A 17,485-nucleotide genomic window follows, 5' to 3' on the forward strand; every position below is an offset into this window, starting at 1 on the left:
GTGCGATATGCCGGTGTCCGAACTAAGCGCGTCCGAACAACCAAGCACGTCCGAACAACCCTGCGCCACCGAAGCGCGCGAGCCGACCATCCTCGAGCGAGCCGGCGGTGTCTCCGGGCTGGTCCATGCCGCCGTGCCCACGTTCGCCTATGTCATCGTCGACGCCATCGCGGGTCTGACCGCCGCGGTCGTGGTCGCGCTGGCGGTGTCGGTCGGGTTGGTCGTGCTACGACGGTTACGCAACGAGCCGATCCAGCCTGCGGTGTCCGGGCTGCTCGGTGTCGGGCTCGCGGCCGGGATCGCCTACGTCACCGGCTCGGCGGACAACTACTTCCTGCCCGGTATCTGGATCAGCCTGCTCTGCGCGGTCGCATGCACCGTCTCGGTGCTGCTCCGTCGCCCGATTGTCGGGGTGATCTGGAATCTGTTGCGCAGCAGCGGGCCCGACCCGAACTGGCGAACTGAGGCGACGGTGGTGCGGGCGTTCGACATCGCGACCCTGGCGTTCGTGACGCTGTTTGCCGCAAGATTCGTTGTGCAGCAATGGTTGTACGACGGTGGCTACACCGGCTGGCTGGCGGTGGCGCGCATCGGGATGGGCTATCCGTTGCTCGGCCTTGCGCTGCTGGTGGTGTTCTGGGCAGTGCGGCGCGCCAATCGGATCAAGGCGTGAGAGTGAGGTTTCTGTGGTCTGCGAAGTCGTGAGAGCGCAGAAGCGTCGCTCTCGCCGTCGTTACGCGAGCGCCAGCGCGGCCGCCACGGCCACCGACCACACCAGCATGGTCAACCCGGTGAACTGCAGCACCGGGATCAGCGCCGCGCCGCCGAGCTTGTTGCGCACCGGGGCCGCCGCGCGGACGGCCAGTGGCGCCGCCAGGAATCCGACCGCCGCCCACGGGGTGGCCAACATCAACACCAGGGTCAGCGCGAAGGTGAGCGCGACGAGGCCGGAGAACAGCAGGCGGGTGCGGGCATCGCCGAGGCGTACCGCAAGGGTGATCTTCCCGGACTCGGTGTCGGTGGGGATGTCTCGCAGATTGTTGGCCACCAATACCGCCGAGGACAGCGACCCGACGCCGACGGCCAGCGTCACGCCCACCCAGTCGACCCGCAACGCCTGGGTGTACTGGGTGCCCAGCACCGCCACCAGTCCGAAGAACACGAAGACCGCTACCTCCCCGAGACCGCGGTAGCCGTACGGCGTGGAACCGCCGGTGTACAGCCAGGCGGCCGCGATGCAGGCGGCGCCGACGGCGATCAGCCAGGGTTGGCTCACGATGGCCAGCGCCAGCCCCGCGAGCGCGCCGATGGTCAGGCTGATGATCGCGGCGGTCAGCACCGCGCGCGGTGTGGCCACCCGGGAGCCGACCAGGCGCATCGGCCCGCTGCGCACGTCATCGGTGCCGCGGATGCCGTCGGAGTAGTCGTTGGCGTAGTTCACCCCGATGATGAGGGCCACGGAAACCACCAGTGCCAGCAGCGCCTTCCACCACACCACGGAGCCGAGCCAGGCGGCGGCACCGGTTCCGGCGATCACCGGTGCGATCGCATTGGGGAGCGTGCGGGGGCGGGCACCGGAGACCCATTGCGCGAAGCTAGCCACGCGGGTCATCGTTGCACGGATGGCGAGCAGGGGCCTGAACAGGGGTGACGCGGCGCACCTTGTCACATCGTGTGGTGCGCATGAAACTGATCACATGACCGACCGACTCAGCAAGACCGAAATCGCCAAGGATGCGTTGCAGGAGGGCGTGGAGTCCGTGGCCTCCACGGTGGGTGAGGTCGCGTCGATCATCACCACCGCCGTCAAGGACGTGGCGGGTGCACTCGGTGGCCTGGCCACCGACGCCTTCGCGATCCGCGATGCCGCCCGCCAGGCCGCCGAGCGTGCCGAGCTGGACGGTGAGCCGCACGAGTGATCGGTGTCATCGGCGGTAGCGGCTTCTACACCTTCTTCGGCGCCGACGCGCGCACCATCAATCTGGACACCCCGTTCGGTGAACCCAGCGCGCCCATCACGGTGGGCGAGGTGGCCGGCCACGAGGTGGCGTTCCTGCCCCGGCACGGCCTGAAGCACGAATTCTCGCCGCACACCGTGCCGTATCAGGCCAATATGTGGGCGCTGCGTGCCCTCGGCGTGCGCCGCATCTTCGCCCCGTGCGCGGTGGGCAGCCTGACCCCCGAGCTCGGCCCGGGCGCCATGGTCGTCCCCGACCAGCTGGTCGATCGCACCAACGGCCGGGGGGACACCTACTTCGACTCCGGCGGTATCCACGTTGGGTTCGCCGACCCGTACTGCCCGACATTGCGGACGGTGGCCGCGGGTCTGCCGAACGTGGTCGACGGCGGCACCATGGTCGTGGTGCAGGGGCCGCGCTTTTCCACCCGCGCCGAGAGCCAGTGGTATGCCGGACAGGGGTTCACACTGATCAACATGACCGGTTACCCGGAGGCGGTGCTCGCCCGCGAACTCGAAATCTGTTATGCATCAATAGCGTTGGTCACCGACCTGGATGCCGGTGTGGAGGCGGGCGCCGGCGTTCGGGCGGTGGACGTATTCGCCGAATTCGAGCGCAACATCGGCGGATTCAAACAGCTCGTCCACGAGGCGATCGCCGGTGTCGCACCCGAACGCAGCTGCACGCACTGTCTGGCGCACGAAGGTGTGACGTTGCCGTTCGACCTGCCATGAGGGTGCTGCTCACCGGCGCGGCCGGTTTCATCGGCAGCCGCATCTGGGCGCGGCTGACCGAGGCAGGTCACGATGTCGTCGCCGTCGACGCCATGTTGGGAGCCGCCCACCGCGACGGCGCCGCACCGCCGCCGGGCTGCCGCCGAATCGACATCCGGGACGCCGACGCGGTGGCCGAGATCCTGGCCGGCGTCGACGTCGTGTGCCACCAGGCCGCGGTGGTGGGGGCCGGGGTCAACGCCGCCGACGCCCCGTCCTATGGCAGCCACAACGATTACGGCACCTCCGTGCTGTTGGCGCAGATGTACGCCGCGGGATGTTCGCGGCTGGTGCTGGCGTCCTCGATGGTGGTGTACGGCCAGGGCGGATATGACTGCCCCGAGCACGGCCGGGTCGAGCCGCTTGCGCGCACCCGCGCGGACCTGGACAGCGGCGTCTTCGACCATCGCTGCCCGATCGGCGGTGAGCCGCTGCGCTGGCGGCTGGTCGACGAGGATGCCCCACTGAAACCACGCAGTCTGTACGCGGCGAGCAAGACCGCCCAGGAGCACTATGCGTTGGCGTTCAACGATTCCGTCGGGGGTTCGGTGGTCGCGCTGCGCTATCACAACGTGTACGGCCCCGGGATGCCGCGGGACACCCCGTACTCCGGAGTGGCCGCGATCTTCCGTTCGCAGCTGGAGGCCGGCGGTGCGCCCCAGGTGTTCGAGGACGGCGGGCAGATGCGCGACTTCGTCCACGTCGATGATGTGGCCGCGGCCAACCTCGCCGCGGTGGAGGCCGAGCTGGACGGCTTTCATCCCGTCAACGTGTGTTCGGGGCGGCCCGTGTCGATCCTGGATGTCGCCACCAAGCTCAGTGCCGCGCGTGACGCCGCGGCGCCCCAGGTCACCGGGCAGTACCGGCACGGCGACGTGCGGCATATCGTCGCCGATCCGGCGCGCGCGCACACCGTGCTCGGCTTCCGCGCCGCGGTGGATCCCGATGCCGGACTCACCGAATTTGCCTTTGCGCCACTTCGGGATTAGCGCGGTCCCGCGACTAGCGACCCTGGCGCGATGGCTGATGCGCGCCTAGCGTCGGGGCATGAGCGATGCGGGTGACCCCGAGGTGACCGTGATCCTGCCCTGCCTGAACGAGGCGCAGTCGTTGCCCGGTGTGTTGGCGGCCACACCGAGTGGGTATACGGCGTTGGTGGTCGACAACAACAGCACAGACGGCACCGCGGAGGTGGCCCGCGCGCACGGCGCGATGGTGGTGACCGAGCAGCGGCCGGGGTACGGGTCGGCCGTGCATGCCGGGGTGTTGGCGGCCACCACACCGATCGTCGCGGTACTCGACGGCGACGGTTCGCTGGACCCGCGGGAATTGCCCGCGCTGGTCGCCGAACTCGACCACGGTGCGGATATGGCGATCGGCCGCCGCCGGGCGACGCCCGGTCTGCGGTGGCCCTGGCACGCGCGACTCGGTACCGCCGCGGTGTGCTGGCGACTACGCCACCGCTACGGGTTGCCGGTGCACGATATCGCGCCGATGCGGGTCGCCCGCCGCGACGCACTGCTCGGTCTCGGGGTCACCGACCGGCGCTCCGGCTACCCGCTTGAGCTGTTGGTCCGCGCCGCGCAGGCCGGGTGGCAGGTGGTCGAGCGTGATGTCGGCTACGGCCCGCGCACCGGCGGCAAATCCAAGGTCAGCGGTTCGGTGCGGGGCAGTGCCGTTGCCGCACTGGACTTCTGGCGGGCGATGTGAGGCCGACCGCCACCGTACTGGTGGTGGCCAAGGCCCCTGTTCCCGGTTTGGCGAAGACACGATTGGCCGCCGACCTCGGTGCGCAGGTAGCCGCCGAGATCGCCGCGGCCGCGCTGCTGGACACCCTCGATGCTGTCGCGGCCACGCCGGCCCGACGCCGGGTGGTGGCGATGACCGGAGACCTGTCGCGAGCCTGCCGTCGCGACGAGATACGGCCCAGGCTGCGTGACTTCACCGTGATCGCCCAGCGCGGAGAGGGTTTCGCCGAGCGCCTGGCGCACGCCCACATCGATGCTGCGGCCCCCGGCGAACCCATCGTGCAGATCGGGATGGACACCCCGCAGATCGTTCCCGACCTACTTGCCGAGTGTGTCTCGGCCCTGCAGGCCTGCGATGCCGTGCTCGGGATGGCCGAAGACGGCGGGTGGTGGGTGCTGGGGGTGCGCGACGGTGCGATGGCGCGTTGCCTGCGCGATGTTCCGATGTCGCAACCGGATACGGGTGCGCTGACGCTCGCGGCCCTGCGCGCCGAGGGACTCGACGTGGCGCTGGCAACCGAACTGGCCGATGTCGACACGATCGCCGATATCGACCGGGTGCGGGCCATGTGCCCGCGGGGCGGACGATTCGCCGAGGCAACCCGGATGGTGGGGGTCTGAGATGCACGGGCAGCTCTACGACGAGGCGTTGGACGGCCGTCGATGTTGGATCCGCGACGAAGACGGTGAACTCACCCAGCTGCCGGTGCAGCACTGGATGGTGGGCGGGCAGACCGACCAGGTTTTCGATCAGGCCATCGTGGGATTGTGTTCGGGTCCCACCATCGATCTCGGTTGCGGGCCGGGTCGATTGTTGGTCGGCCTCGCGCAGCGCGGCCTGCCGGCTCTCGGCGTCGACAAGTCCTCCGCAGCAGTGGAATTGGCGCGCAGCAGCGGAGTGACCGCGTTGTGCCGGGACATGTTCGGCCCGCTACCGGGGGTGGGCCGCTGGCACACCGCCCTGCTCGCCGACGGCAATATCGGCCTCGGCGGCGATCCGTGGCGGGTGTTGCGCCGTGCCGGGGAAATGCTGCGGGCCCGCGGCGAGTGCCTCGTCGAATTCGATCCGACGACCTCCGGGGTCACCTCCCGCTGGGTTCGCCTGGAATCGGCCTTCGATATCGGTCCGTGGTTCAAATGGGCGTCGGTGGGTCTGGATTGCGCTGCGCGCATCGGAGCCGATGTCGGGTTCACCATGCGCACAGTGCATCCCATCGGTGATCGGGTGATCGTGAGGCTGGTGACCCGGTGACCGGCGGGCGCGATGTCGCCGTGACCGCACGGGTCGGCGTCGCGCTGGGGATCGCGGTGGCGGTGTGCTTCGTAACGGGACTGCTCAGCCACGCCATTGCGCACCCACAGCCCTGGTTCGGCTGGCCGACGGCCCCGGTGTGGTTGTACCGATTCACCCAGGGATCTCATGTCGCCAGTGGTATCGCGGCGATCCCGCTCGTGGTGGTCAAGCTGTGGTCGGTGTGGCCCAAGCTGTTCCAGCGACGCCGCGGACGTGGCGGAGCCGGCGTGCTGGTGCGATTGCTGGAGCGCGGATCCATCCTGGTGCTCGTCGCGGCCATCCTGTTCGAGCTGAGCACCGGGCTGCTGAACATCGCGCAGTGGTACGTCTTCGGGTTCTATTTCCCGCCGGTGCATTACGCGATGGCGTATGTCGCTGCGGGTGCGGTGCTGGTGCACCTCGCGGTGAAGCTGCCCGTCATCCGCCAGGCACTGGGTGAGCCCGTCGACGCGTCCAGCCCCACCGGGCCGAGTCGGCGGACCGTGCTGCGCGCAACCTGGCTGGCCGTGGCGGTGGCCACCGTGGCTACCGTCGGTCAGACAGTCCCGCTGCTGCGGCGGGTCTCGGTGCTCGCGCCCCGTTCCGGTCAAGGGCCACAAGGGGTTCCGGTCAACCGAACCGCGCGTGCCGCGGGTGTGGTCACGGCCGCCTCGGCCGTCGACTACCGGTTGACCGTGGTCGACGGTTCGCGCACAAGGGCCTTCGCCATCGACGAGTTGCGGGCCATGCCCCAGACGACCCAGCACCTGCCCATCGCCTGTGTGGAGGGATGGAGTGCTGGTGCGCAGTGGAGCGGTGTGGTCCTTGCCGAACTGCTGGCCGCCGTCGGTGCGGACACCGACTCCGATGTTCGGATGGTGTCGCTGGAGCCCCCGGGGCCGTACTCGCGGACTGTGCTGCCGGCTCGGCACGTGCGCGACACCCGGACGCTCATCGCCCTCCAGGTCAACGGCGAAACGCTGAACCTCGACCACGGCTACCCGTGCCGCCTGATCGCGGCGAGCAGACCCGGAGTGCTGCAGACCAAATGGTTGTCGCGTATCGAGGTGCTGCGATGACGCTCGTCCGCGTCACCCTTGCCCTGGCCGGTGTCGTCCTGGCGGGATACGGGATCGTGCTGTTGTCCGACAACCCGCCGGCAGTTCTCTCCCGCATCCTCATCTGGGCGGTGGTGGGCGTGGCCGTCCACGATCTGGTGTTCGCGCCGCTTTGCGCAGCGGCCGGCTGGGCCGGCCGTCGGGTGCTCCCGCCGGCATGGCGGTCACCCGTCGCGGTGGCCGGTCTGTGCAGTGTGGTGCTGGCGTTGTTGGCGATCCCGGTGTACGACCGGCCGGGTCTACGGCCGGACAATCCGAGCGTGCTCGACCGCAACTATCCGCTCGGGCTGTGGTTGGCGTTGGCGGTGGTGTGGTTGTGCGTCCCGGTGTATCACCTATTGCGGCGACTACCAGTTCGTGAAGATCAGGTGGTTGATCGCCAGCGCACCGATGATGTTGAGCCCCAACCACCATCGGTGTGAGCGGACCGGAAGCAGTGCGGCCGCCGCGGTCAACCACACCGTGAACGGCAGCCAGATGCGTTCGGTCTCGGCCTTGCTCAGCATGCTCAGGTCGGCCAGCACGATGGACAACAGCGCGCCGGTCAGCAGCACGTGTATCCCCGAGCGGCTGCGCAATGCCTTGATGTCGAGGACCCGGCCGAGGCCCGCCACGCTGCCCAACCCGATGGCGCAGATCGTGGAGGCGAAGTTCGCCCAGCCCCAGTACTGGAAGGGCCGGTCGTTGGCGATGCCTTGCCAGTACCGCTCCTGGACCAGGACATAGCCGTCGAACCACCAGAACCCGGTGGCATAGAAGACCGCGACCACCGCCAGCGCGGCGAGCACGGCCGCTCCCAGGCTGCGCAGCGCCGCCCGCACGGTGGGCGCGGTGATCAGTACCGCGACGGCGGGCACCGCCATCAACCCCAGTCCGTAGTTGAGGAAGATGCCCCAGCCCAGCAGCAATCCCGCCGCGGCCGCCGTCGGCACCGGCCACCGCGCGGTCCCGTGCACGGCCAGCGCCAGCAGGGTGATACCCCAGGCCGCGACCCCGGCGAAGTACCCGTCGGCCGATACCGCGATCCAGATCGCCGTCGGCGCCACCGCGACGAACGGCGCGGCCCGGCGGGCGATCGATTCGTCGGCGACGGCACGCAGGGCGATCAGGATGGCCGCCGCAGCACTGGATCCGACCAGTAGGCAGAGGATCCCGGCCCAGGCGCCGCCACCCAAACCGATGCGGTCCAACCAGACGAAGGTCAGCAGCGCCCCGGGGGGATGGCCGGAGACGTGGGTGATCCACGAATCTGGTTGATAATCGAGGATTCTGGATGAAAAGGTGCGCAGCGCCTCGGGTATGTCGGTGATGCTCGGCACCTGGCGCAGGTACTCGTGGCGTGCGGTCAGGCGCCCGGCGAAGCCGCGCTCCCAGCCGTCGATCATGGCCAGCGAGAATGCCCACAGCGCCGAGGTGCCCCACGCCGTGGCCACCAGCGCCCGCCAGGGCAGGCGTGCGGCCACCGTCGGGCCCCACAGCACCGCGGCGGCACCGATCAGCACGGCGCTGATGGAACCCCACCCGACGTGCGGATCCCACCATCCGAAGATCGGCGCGGTCTGCGCGAAATCGCGGATCCGCTGGGGTGTGCTGTTGATCAGCGGCGTGATGGTGCCGAGATCGAGGTGCGGGACCACGAAGGCCGCGACCAGCACGATCACTCCGATGGTCAACGCCACGAGTTCGCGTCGGCCGATGCGCATGACTCCACACTATGGGCGCCGCGACGGGACCCGGTGCCGAACAAACTTGACACGTGTCCATAATGAGCGGATGGCACCCACATCCACGTCGGACTTCTGCGCCGCCTACGGCATCGACTTTCCGCTGTTCGCCTTCAGTCACTGCCGCGATGTCGTCGCGGCGGTCTCCAATGCCGGCGGGTTCGGCGTACTCGGTGGTGCGGCGTACTCACCCGAGCGGCTGGACCAGGAACTGACCTGGATCGACCAGCACGTCAATGGCAAGCCCTACGGCATCGACATCATCGTGCCCGCCAAGTTCGAGGGCAAAGGCGAGACGTTGTCCACCGCCGATCTGGCCTCGCGGATCCCGGAGAGTTACCGCGACTACGTCAACAAGCTGCTGGCCGACCACGGCATCGAGCCCGATACCCGGGTGCGCACCGGCAAGCCCGTGCTGTCCGGCGGCAACGGCGAGGAGCTGCTCGAGGTGGCGATGAGCCATCCGATCAAGATGATGGCCAACGCCCTCGGGGTGCCGCCGGACTACATGATCGAGGCGGGCCGTGAGCGCGGGATCCCGGTCGCCGCGCTGGTGGGTGCCAAGGAGCACGCCGTCAAACAGGCCGCCGCCGGGGTGGACCTGATCGTGGCCCAGGGCACCGAGGCAGGTGGGCACTGTGGCGAGGTGAGCACGCTGGTCGTCGTGCCCGAGGTGCTCGACGCCTTGGCCGAGATCGGCAGTTCGACTCCGGTGCTGGCCGCGGGCGGCATCGTCACCGGCAGGCAGATGGCCGCGGCCGTCGCGCTGGGCGCGGTCGGCGCGTGGACCGGTTCGGTATGGCTGACCACCGAGGAAGCCGAGACCGAGCCGCACACCGTCACCAAGATGCTGGCCGCGAGCTCGCGCGACACCGTCCGCTCGGCCGGTCGGACCGGTAAGCCCTCGCGACAGCTGCGGTCGGACTGGACCGACGCCTGGGCGCCCAACCCGGGTGGACAGCAGCCGCTGCCACTACCGCTGCAGAACATGCTCTCCGAGCCGGTCCTGCGGCGCATCGACGCCCTGGCCGATCAGGGGCACGAGGGCGCGCGGGCGCTGTCGACGTATTTCGTCGGCCAGGGCGTGGGACTGATGACCAAGGTCAAGCCCGCCCGCGATGTGGTGCTGGAGTTCATCGAGGATTATCTGGCCGCCACCGAACGGCTCAGCGGCTCGCTGCCCGACTGACGGCGGCGCCGGGCAATAATCGAGGCGTGCCGACAACCGAGATCGTTCTGCTGGTGGTCGTCGCAGTGCTCGGTGCGGCGCTGATCACCTTCCTGGTGCTCTTCCTGGTGACCCGCCGTCGTCTCGGCAGGACGCGCGCGCAGCTGGCCGAACTGCTGGCCGAGCAGGAGGGGCGGCGCCGCCGCCGGCGTCGCGGGGTGGCGCCGATGGCCATCAAGACCGTGTTCCAGACCGCGGACATGATCATCACCAAGGGGCTGGGCGCGACGGTGCGCAACTCGATCGAGGACCTGGCCGGCTGGGCGCGCGTGGAACGCCCGGATCTGGCCCGCCTCACCGCCGACGGCCGGGTCGTCATCGTCTTCTCCGATATCGAAGGTTCCACCGAGGCCAACGCCGCGATGGGGGACCGGGCCTGGGTCCGGCTGCTCGGCAAGCACAACAAGCTGGTCGAATCGCGGGTCGCCAAGCACGGCGGACATGTCGTGAAGAATCAGGGTGACGGTTTCATGATCGCCTTCGCCGATCCGGAGAACGCGGTGCGGTGCGCCGCCGAGGTGCAGGAGGCGCTGGCCGACACGTCGCGCTGGGAGTCCATCCGGGTGCGGATCGGCGTGCACATGGGCACCTCGGTGCGGCGCGGCGACGACCTGTTCGGACTCGACGTGGCGATGGCGGCCCGGGTCGCCGGTCAGGCCGGCGGCGGGGAGATCCTGCTCAGCGAGCCGGTGGCCGCCGCGGTCGGCGATCTCGACGACATCGCACTCGGGTCACCGCGGGAGACCGAACTCAAGGGGCTGCGCGGGACGCACTCGCTGTATCCGCTGCTTCCGTTGGCCGAGTTGCCGGCTTCGCCGCTTTGACCAGCTTGGCTGTCCATTCGGCGCCCAGCTTGACCAGGCCCGACTCCGGATACTGGACGTGGGCGTCCCAGTCCCTGCCCAGTGAGCAGACCGGATCGGCCGGCGCGCACAGATCGGCCGTGCGGGCGCCGAAGATCGTGCTCATGCGGGTCAGCGGATTGCCGATACGTGCCGACGGGTTGCCGAACACCACGATCGAGGTGATGTGCGGGGCGGCGGCCGCGGGCAGCGGCGCGGTATATCCCAGTCCGGCGATCGGGGCGGTCGCCACGACGTCGACCACGGCGGCACCCTGGGAGTAGCCGCCCAGCACGATCTTGGTGTCCGGGCATTGCGCGACGATGGTCTGGACCCGCTTGCTCATATCGTTGGCACCCACCGCGGCCTTCATGAAGTCCCAGCTGGCGGGGTATTTCACGGCGTATGTGGTGATGGTCTTGCCCTTGAGCATGGGGCGCAGCGATTCGACGAACGCCTTGCCGACCTTGCCGATACCGGCCGGTTCGTCGGTGCCGCGGGCGAACACCACTTCGACGTCGGAGCATTCAGGGGCGGCCGATGCGGTCGCGGCGGTGGCCGGACCGAGCAGCAGCGTGAGCGCCAGTCCGGCGGTGGCGAGCATGGTCGGTAGTCGCGCGGCCATTTCTCTCCTCGGGGTGGCGCCGGCCCTCTACCGGCACCTCATGAGTTCCCATTATTCACAAAAATCACTCTATTAACATCCGTGACAGTTATTTGTGGGCACCGACACGCACATTGGCGGTGGTTCAGGACACACTTCCGAGGGCCTCGGCGAGGGCAGCTCCGGCGCGGATCAGTGCAGCGAAGGATCGGCCTGCGGCGTCTCGCCGCGGGCCTGGAAGATCACCTTGCGCGCGATCTCGACGGCATTGTCGGCGAACCGCTCGTAGAACCGTCCGAGCAAGGCGACATCGGAGGCGGCCTGCACACCGTGGGGCCACCGATCGGTCAGGACGGTGGTGAGCAGCTCGCGGTGCAGGTCGTTCATCACAGCGTCGTCACGCAGCAGACGTTCGGCCTCTGCTGCGTCATCACCGAGCACGGCGCGATGGGCGGTTTCGGCCAGGGCGACGGCCTGCCTGCCCATCTGGGCGAACAGATCGCGAGCCGATTCCGGGGCGGGACCTGTTTTGGCGATGTTGGCCGCCAGCGCACCCATCCTGTCGGCGTTCGCGGCGATGGAAAATGCCGACATCACCACGCGCAGGTCGTGCGCCACGGGTGCATGCAGAGCCAGCAGGGTAAACGCGCTCCTGTCGATGCGCCTGTTCAACTGGTCGAGCCGGTGCAGGGTGGCGCGCACCCGCGGCGCGGCCTCGATGTCGGCGTCGACCACCGCCGCCGTGGCATCGGCGGCGGTGACAGCGGCCAGCGCGCACATCTGTCCCAGATCGGCTGTCAGCCGATCGATCTGGGCGATGAATGCGGTACGCATGATCGGCCGGACTACCCACAATCGAGGGCTGCCAAACTGGCCAGATGTCGGTTTTGCGTGTCGCTGCCCCGATCGGGCTGGCCTTCCTGCCGTTGGGGGCGGCGCTGGGATTCCTGGTGGTGCACGCCGGACTGGCGTGGTGGTGGGCCCCGGTCTTCGCCGCGGTGATCTATGCCGGCTCGCTGGAATTCCTGATGGTGGGCCTGGCCGCCACCGCGGCGCCGGTGGCCGTGGTGGCGTTGACGACGTTGATCGTCAACTCGCGGCACGTGTTCTATGCGCTGTCTTTCCCGCTACACCGGGTACGCGGTGTAGCGGGCAAGGCGTACAGCACCTACGTGCTCTCCGACGAGGCGTTCGCCGTCGCGGTCAGCCCGGCGGCCGCGACCTGGACCTCCCGGCAGATCCTCGGCATGCAGTGCGGATTGCACCTCACCTGGACCCTGTCGGCGGGCCTCGGTGGTCTGCTCGGGTCGGCGTTGCCGATCGAACGCCTCAGCGGGCTCGAGTTCGCGCTGACCGCGCTGTTCATCGTGCTGGCCATCGAGGCGTATCGGCAGCATCCGGACCGCGGGACTGCGCTGGCCGCGACGGTCTGTGCGGTCGGTGCCTGGCTGCTGGCACCACAGCAGATGCTGCTGTGGGCGTTCGCCGCATTCACCGTCCTGCTGGTGGTGCGAATGAGGGTGACCCGTGCCTGACACCGGATACATCGCGCTGCTGGTCGGGGTGGCCGCGGCGCTCACCTGGGCACTGCGGGCATTGCCGTTCGCCGCACTGGCCCCCATGCGCCACAGCGCCGTGGTGCGGTATCTGAGCCTGCACATGCCGCTGGGGGTGATGGTGATGCTGGCCCTCTACACGGTGCGGGATGCCCCGGAAGCGACCGGGCGTCAACAGCTCTGGCTGTTGATCGCGATCCTGGTGACGGTGGGTCTGCAGCTGTGGCGGCGGCACGCGCTGCTGTCCATCTTCGCGGGCACCGTTATTTATGTGGCGCTGATGTCGCTGTCCTGACAGAGTGTGGCGCCGTGAGCATCCTGTTCTGTGGCATCGAATTGGCCCGGCGTATCGAAAATGCCGAGGCCGCACTGATGAACGACGCGGTGGCCGTCGCCGTACGACGCGGCGCCGACGGTTTCGCCATACCGGTGGCGGGCGGGGTCGCCACCTACGGCGAACCGGATGCACCCTTCAACAAGGTGGCCGGCCTGGGATTCGCGGGAATGCCTACCGACGCCGAACTGGGCGCGGTCGAGCAGGCCAACGGTGCGCGCGGCGCGTCCACCGTGGTCGAGCTGAGCAACCTGGCCGATCCGGAGATCCTGGCGCTGCTCGCCGGTCGCGGTTACCGCCTGCTCGCTTTCGAGGATGTGCTCGGCATGACCGTCGATGTTGCGACACAACCGATTCCGGAGGGGATCGACATCCGGCCGGCCCGCGAGGACGAGATCGATGCCTGGGTGGACGTGATGGCCGACGGGTTCGCCCACCCCGACGGCGAGGGCGTGCCCAGCCCCGAAGAGTTTCCCAGGGACGTGATCGAGCGCGCCCAACGGGATTTCGCCGCCGCGGGCGTCGTCGCCTATGTGGCGGTGCGCGACGGGCAGATCGCCGGGGGTGGGAGCCTGCGCATCACCGACCGCGTGGCTCAGCTGACCGGGGCAGCGACCGCACCGGCGCACCGGCGCCGCGGAATCCAGAGCGCACTGCTGGCGGCCAGGCTGCGCGACGCGGCCGCCGCGGGTGCCGATATCGCGGTGGTCACCACTTCGCCGGGCTCGCGATCTCAGCAGAACGTGCAGCGCAGCGGTTTTCACCTGCTCTACACCAGGGCGATCCTGGTGCGTACGCCCGATCAGTAGAGCTGCTTGCGGAAGTTCTCCTCGCTGTAATAGGCCTCCAGTTCGGCAAGCGTCTGTTCGGCCTTGAAGGACTTGGCCAGCTGCGCGGTGCTGGGCACCGACTCCGGGTCCCAGGTCTCGGGCTTCCATGCATCCGAGCGCAGAAACGCCTTGGCGCAATGGAAGAACACCTCCTCGACCGCGATCTCCAGGGCCAAAATCGGTCGTTTGCCCTGCACCGCGAGTGCATCGAAATAGTCGGCGTCCGAGACGATCCGCGCGGTGCCGTTGACCCGGACGGTGTCGCCACGGCCGGGGATGACGAACAGCGTGCCCACATGCGGGTTCTGCAGGACGTTGAGATAACCGTCGACGCGCTTGTTGCCGGGGCGCTCGGGAATGGCGATCGTCGAGTCGTCGATGATGTGCACGAACCCGGGTGGATCACCCTTGGGGGAGACATCGACGCGGCCCTGGGCATCGGTGGTCGCCACGAAGCACAGCGGTGAGTTCTGCAACCACACCCGGTGCACATCGGCCAGCGCACCGGCCACCTTGTCGGCCACCGCCTGGTGCGGGTGCCCGACGATCGCTCGGAGTTGTTCTACGGTGGTCACCTCAGTTGCGCTCACCCGTTCCATCATGCCCGCTGAATCGTTCGATCAGGGCCCGCCGATCGAGCTTGCCGATCCCGCGGCGGGGGAGGGCGTCGACGATGTGCAGCTCACGGGGCGCGGCCGTCGGGGCCAGCGTCAGCCCGACGTGGGTGCGCACCGCGTCGATATCCGGTGCGCGCCGGCCGGGGACGGGCACGATCGCGGCGACGACGCGTTGGCCGAGCCGGTCGTCGGGCACCCCGAAGACCGCGCACTCGGCGACGGCGGGATGGGTGGCCAGCGCATCTTCGACGAGCTGTGGCAGCACGGTGAGGCCGCCGGTGCTCACCGCATCGTCGATGCGGCCCAGGATTCTCAGCGTCCCGGTGCCGTCGAGGACGCCGATATCGTCGGTGCGAAACCAGCCGGGCTCGGCGAACGGGTCGGGTGTGACGGGATTGCGGTATCCCGAGGCCACCACCGGCCCGCCGAGCACGACCCGACCGTCGTCGAGCCGGATCCGCACGCCGTCCAGGGGCAGCCCGTCGTAGACGCAGCCGCCGGCGGTCTCGCTCATGCCGTAGGTGCGCACGATCGGTATGCCGGCGGCGGTGGCCCGCTCGCGCATCCCGGCAGGCATCGGGCCCCCGCCGATCAGCACGGCGTCGAATTCGGCCAGCGCCGCGGTGGCCGCCGGATCGGCCAGCGCCTTGTCCAGCTGGTTGGACACCAGTGAGGTGTAGCGCCGCCCGGGACCCATCCGTGCCGCCGCGGTGACCAGATCGGGCGGGGTGAAGCTCGCGGGTAGGGCCACCACGCTGCTGCCCGCGACGATGCTGCGGATCAGCACCTGCAGTCCGGCCACGTGATAGGCGGGTAACGCGAGCAACCAGTTGCCAGGGCCGCCGAGCCGGTCATGGGTGGCGTTCGCCCCGGCGATCAGCGCGGTGGCCGAGAGCTGGGCGCCCTTGGGTGTGCCCGTGGTACCCGAGGTCGACACCACGACCGAAATCTCCTCGGCGATGGGCTCTCCCACGCGCAACGCGGATATCAGCAGCTCTTGCTGCCGGGGGTCGTCGGCGGGGACCGGCAGTCGCGCCCCGGCCCCGTGCAGGGCAGTCTCCAGCTCCGGCAGGATTGCCGTCGCCGCGGCACCGGTACCGACGGGAAGTGCGGTCAGGACGGTGATGGCGGGTCCTCGGGTTCGGGTGGGCGCGGATCGTCGAGCGGCCAGCCCTGCATGGCCAGCCGGCGTCGCACCCGTTCGATGTCCTCGGCGCGGGGCAGTTCGTCGGTGATTCCGGTGATCAGCACCTTGAGATCGATGTGATCGACGGGCCCACCGTCGAGGTGGGCGCGGTTCATCAGATCCTGCGCGACGGCCTCGGCCTCCTCGTTGGTCAGCCTGCGGGTCAGCAGCGCCATCAACGGGACACGGTCGGGCCCCGGTACCCCTTCGGGGTAGCCGGCGGTCAGCCAGGCGGCGATGCGCGCCAGGAAACCGTTCACGCATCCGAAGCCTGCCAGATACCAGCGGAATCCGCTGCGTCGGCCCGCCAGTCGGAACGGGACGCGGCGCCCAGATGAACGTTTGGTGAACAGGGTCACGAAAACAGCTGAAACCCCAGCTCAGCGGTGACGGGCAAGTTGGCCGTAATTACGCGAAACACTGAGGGATGTCTCAGGATTAGGGGCATGAGCGCAGAGCTGATCATCCTGGTGCTACTGATTGCCACGGCACTGGCATTCGACTTCACCAACGGCTTTCACGACACCGGTAATGCCATGGCCACCTCGATCGCCACCGGCGCGCTCAAGCCCAAGACCGCCGTCCTGCTGGCCGGTGTGCTGAACCTGATCGGCGCGTTCCTTTCGGTCGAGGTGGCAGTCACCGTCACCACGTCGGTGCTCAAGGTCCAGGACAGCAAGTCCGGTCAACTGCTCCCCGGTATCGATGCCTCGACCGGTTTGACCATCATCTTCGCCGGCCTGATCGGCGGCATCCTGTGGAACCTGCTCACGTGGCTGTTCGGCATCCCCTCCAGCTCGTCGCATGCGCTCTTCGGCGGGCTGATCGGTGCCGGCCTGGCCGCGCTGGGGCTGGCCGGGGTCAACTGGTCCGGCGTCACCCAGAAGGTGCTCATCCCGGCCGTCGCCGCCCCCGCGATCGCCTGCCTGGTCGCCGGCTGCGGCACCTGGCTGGTGTACCGACTGACCCGCAACGTCGCCGAGAAGCGGCGCAAGGAAGGTTTCCGCTGGGGACAGATCGCAACGGCCTCGCTGGTCGCCCTGTCGCACGGCACCAACGACGCGCAGAAGACGATGGGCGTCATCGCGTTGGCGCTCATCACCACCGGGCACCTGACCGGCGACGTGAAGGAGCAGGGACTGCCGTTCTGGATCATCTTCAGCTGTGCGGTGGCGATCGGCCTCGGTACCTACCTGGGCGGCTGGCGGGTCATCCGGACGCTGGGCAAGGGCCTCGTCGAGATCGAGTCCCCGCAGGGTTTTGCCGCCGAGGCTTCCTCGGCCGCCATCATCTTGAGCTCGAGTGCGGCGGGTATGGCGCTGTCGACCACCCACGTCGCCACCGGCTCGATCCTCGGCAGCGGTGTGGGTAAGCCCGGTGCGGAGGTGCGATGGGCGGTGGCCGGCCGGATGGCGGTGGCCTGGCTGATCACGCTGCCCGCCGCCGGTGTGGTCGGCGCGCTGTCCTATTGGTTGTCCCACGGGGTCAAGACCTTGACCGGTTCGGCACTGGTGGGCGACGGTCTCATCTTCGCGATCCTGGTCGCGCTCTCGGGCTACATGTGGTGGCGCGCGCAGCAGCAGAAGGTCGACCACAGCAACGTCAACGCCGACTGGGACGACTCGACCAACTCGGTGATCCCTGCCGATCTGCGCGACGCCGCCGTCCCCAAGCCCACCGCATCGGTCTGAACC

22 protein-coding genes are annotated in these 17,485 nt (G+C 68.9%); 15 read left to right on the top strand and 7 right to left on the bottom strand.

Going from position 1 to position 17,485, the window contains the following annotated elements:
* Positions 1 to 7 precede the first annotated feature (7 nt).
* On the top strand, positions 8 to 673 hold the full coding sequence (locus PGN27_RS18360) for a DUF3159 domain-containing protein (RefSeq protein WP_335327401.1): 666 nt from the start codon (positions 8 to 10) through the stop codon (positions 671 to 673).
* 60 nt (positions 674 to 733) lie between these two features.
* Here the strand turns inward: PGN27_RS18360 and PGN27_RS18365 are convergent, their stop codons facing one another.
* Positions 734 to 1,603, bottom strand: a complete 870-nt coding sequence (locus tag PGN27_RS18365; protein WP_335327402.1) for a 1,4-dihydroxy-2-naphthoate polyprenyltransferase — start codon at positions 1,601 to 1,603, stop codon at positions 734 to 736.
* A 94-nt stretch (positions 1,604 to 1,697) separates the two neighbouring features.
* On the opposite strand from PGN27_RS18365, the gene PGN27_RS18370 reads away from it, so the two are divergent.
* From PGN27_RS18370 to PGN27_RS18405, 8 genes are read left to right on the top strand one after another with little or no spacing between them, the layout of a single operon-like run.
* Positions 1,698 to 1,919, top strand: coding sequence for a hypothetical protein (locus tag PGN27_RS18370; RefSeq protein WP_019513841.1), 222 nt, complete (start codon positions 1,698 to 1,700; stop codon positions 1,917 to 1,919).
* Positions 1,916 to 2,692 carry an S-methyl-5'-thioadenosine phosphorylase gene (locus PGN27_RS18375; protein WP_335327403.1) on the top strand — a complete coding sequence of 259 codons (777 nt, stop codon included), beginning with the start codon at positions 1,916 to 1,918 and terminating at the stop codon, positions 2,690 to 2,692. The genes PGN27_RS18370 and PGN27_RS18375 overlap by 4 nt, the downstream gene beginning before the upstream one ends.
* Positions 2,689 to 3,720, top strand: coding sequence for an NAD-dependent epimerase/dehydratase family protein (locus tag PGN27_RS18380; RefSeq protein ID WP_335327404.1), 1,032 nt, complete (start codon positions 2,689 to 2,691; stop codon positions 3,718 to 3,720). Before PGN27_RS18375 ends, PGN27_RS18380 begins: the two co-directional genes overlap by 4 nt.
* A 58-nt stretch (positions 3,721 to 3,778) precedes the next feature.
* Positions 3,779 to 4,441: a glycosyltransferase family 2 protein gene (locus PGN27_RS18385; protein ID WP_335327405.1), complete on the top strand. Its 663-nt coding sequence runs from the start codon at positions 3,779 to 3,781 to the stop codon at positions 4,439 to 4,441.
* Entirely contained in the window at positions 4,438 to 5,100 is a 663-nt protein-coding gene (locus PGN27_RS18390) for a TIGR04282 family arsenosugar biosynthesis glycosyltransferase (RefSeq protein WP_335327406.1), read from the top strand. Before PGN27_RS18385 ends, PGN27_RS18390 begins: the two co-directional genes overlap by 4 nt.
* Before the next feature lies 1 nt (position 5,101).
* Positions 5,102 to 5,731 carry a class I SAM-dependent methyltransferase gene (locus PGN27_RS18395; RefSeq protein WP_335327407.1) on the top strand — a complete coding sequence of 210 codons (630 nt, stop codon included), beginning with the start codon at positions 5,102 to 5,104 and terminating at the stop codon, positions 5,729 to 5,731.
* Complete coding sequence (locus PGN27_RS18400) at positions 5,728 to 6,831, top strand: molybdopterin-dependent oxidoreductase (RefSeq protein ID WP_335327408.1); 1,104 nt, start codon at positions 5,728 to 5,730, stop codon at positions 6,829 to 6,831. The genes PGN27_RS18395 and PGN27_RS18400 overlap by 4 nt, the downstream gene beginning before the upstream one ends.
* Complete coding sequence (locus PGN27_RS18405; protein ID WP_241472114.1) at positions 6,828 to 7,292, top strand: hypothetical protein; 465 nt, start codon at positions 6,828 to 6,830, stop codon at positions 7,290 to 7,292. The genes PGN27_RS18400 and PGN27_RS18405 overlap by 4 nt, the downstream gene beginning before the upstream one ends.
* Here PGN27_RS18405 and PGN27_RS18410 read toward each other — a convergent pair.
* Positions 7,218 to 8,573, bottom strand: coding sequence for a hypothetical protein (locus PGN27_RS18410; protein WP_335327409.1), 1,356 nt, complete (start codon positions 8,571 to 8,573; stop codon positions 7,218 to 7,220). The two genes, PGN27_RS18405 and PGN27_RS18410, sit on opposite strands and share 75 nt — an antisense overlap.
* A 70-nt stretch (positions 8,574 to 8,643) precedes the next feature.
* On the opposite strand from PGN27_RS18410, the gene PGN27_RS18415 reads away from it, so the two are divergent.
* Both PGN27_RS18415 and PGN27_RS18420 read left to right on the top strand, forming a co-directional pair.
* Positions 8,644 to 9,783, top strand: a complete 1,140-nt coding sequence (locus PGN27_RS18415; RefSeq protein ID WP_335327410.1) for a nitronate monooxygenase — start codon at positions 8,644 to 8,646, stop codon at positions 9,781 to 9,783.
* 26 nt (positions 9,784 to 9,809) lie between these two features.
* Positions 9,810 to 10,646, top strand: coding sequence for an adenylate/guanylate cyclase domain-containing protein (locus PGN27_RS18420; protein ID WP_335327411.1), 837 nt, complete (start codon positions 9,810 to 9,812; stop codon positions 10,644 to 10,646).
* Here PGN27_RS18420 and PGN27_RS18425 read toward each other — a convergent pair.
* Both PGN27_RS18425 and phoU read right to left on the bottom strand, forming a co-directional pair.
* Positions 10,573 to 11,289 carry a cutinase family protein gene (locus tag PGN27_RS18425; protein WP_418888614.1) on the bottom strand — a complete coding sequence of 239 codons (717 nt, stop codon included), beginning with the start codon at positions 11,287 to 11,289 and terminating at the stop codon, positions 10,573 to 10,575. The two genes, PGN27_RS18420 and PGN27_RS18425, sit on opposite strands and share 74 nt — an antisense overlap.
* Positions 11,290 to 11,460: 171 nt before the next feature.
* Positions 11,461 to 12,102, bottom strand: coding sequence for a phosphate signaling complex protein PhoU (gene phoU, locus PGN27_RS18430; protein WP_335327412.1), 642 nt, complete (start codon positions 12,100 to 12,102; stop codon positions 11,461 to 11,463).
* 44 nt (positions 12,103 to 12,146) lie between these two features.
* Here phoU and PGN27_RS18435 point away from each other — a divergent pair, with 44 nt between their 5' ends.
* From PGN27_RS18435 to PGN27_RS18445, 3 genes are read left to right on the top strand one after another with little or no spacing between them, the layout of a single operon-like run.
* Positions 12,147 to 12,803 (top strand): AzlC family ABC transporter permease, encoded by a 657-nt coding sequence (locus tag PGN27_RS18435; protein WP_335327413.1) that lies wholly within the window; start codon positions 12,147 to 12,149, stop codon positions 12,801 to 12,803.
* Positions 12,796 to 13,119: a branched-chain amino acid transport AzlD family protein gene (locus PGN27_RS18440; protein ID WP_030134302.1), complete on the top strand. Its 324-nt coding sequence runs from the start codon at positions 12,796 to 12,798 to the stop codon at positions 13,117 to 13,119. Before PGN27_RS18435 ends, PGN27_RS18440 begins: the two co-directional genes overlap by 8 nt.
* A gap of 14 nt (positions 13,120 to 13,133) precedes the next feature.
* Complete coding sequence (locus PGN27_RS18445; protein WP_335327414.1) at positions 13,134 to 13,967, top strand: GNAT family N-acetyltransferase; 834 nt, start codon at positions 13,134 to 13,136, stop codon at positions 13,965 to 13,967.
* Here the strand turns inward: PGN27_RS18445 and PGN27_RS18450 are convergent.
* From PGN27_RS18450 to PGN27_RS18460, 3 genes are read right to left on the bottom strand one after another with little or no spacing between them, the layout of a single operon-like run.
* On the bottom strand, positions 13,961 to 14,587 hold the full coding sequence (locus PGN27_RS18450) for a pyridoxamine 5'-phosphate oxidase family protein (RefSeq protein WP_335328774.1): 627 nt from the start codon (positions 14,585 to 14,587) through the stop codon (positions 13,961 to 13,963). The genes PGN27_RS18445 and PGN27_RS18450 overlap by 7 nt on opposite strands.
* Positions 14,565 to 15,731, bottom strand: coding sequence for an o-succinylbenzoate--CoA ligase (gene menE, locus PGN27_RS18455; RefSeq protein ID WP_335328775.1), 1,167 nt, complete (start codon positions 15,729 to 15,731; stop codon positions 14,565 to 14,567). Before menE ends, PGN27_RS18450 begins: the two co-directional genes overlap by 23 nt.
* Positions 15,719 to 16,051 (bottom strand): DUF3349 domain-containing protein, encoded by a 333-nt coding sequence (locus PGN27_RS18460; protein ID WP_335328776.1) that lies wholly within the window; start codon positions 16,049 to 16,051, stop codon positions 15,719 to 15,721. Before PGN27_RS18460 ends, menE begins: the two co-directional genes overlap by 13 nt.
* Positions 16,052 to 16,237: 186 nt before the next feature.
* On the opposite strand from PGN27_RS18460, the gene PGN27_RS18465 reads away from it, so the two are divergent.
* Entirely contained in the window at positions 16,238 to 17,482 is a 1,245-nt protein-coding gene (locus tag PGN27_RS18465) for an inorganic phosphate transporter (RefSeq protein ID WP_335327415.1), read from the top strand.
* Positions 17,483 to 17,485 lie beyond the last annotated feature (3 nt).

This window comes from Mycolicibacterium neoaurum, from assembly GCF_036946495.1.
Lineage (GTDB): Bacteria > Actinomycetota > Actinomycetes > Mycobacteriales > Mycobacteriaceae > Mycobacterium > Mycobacterium neoaurum_B.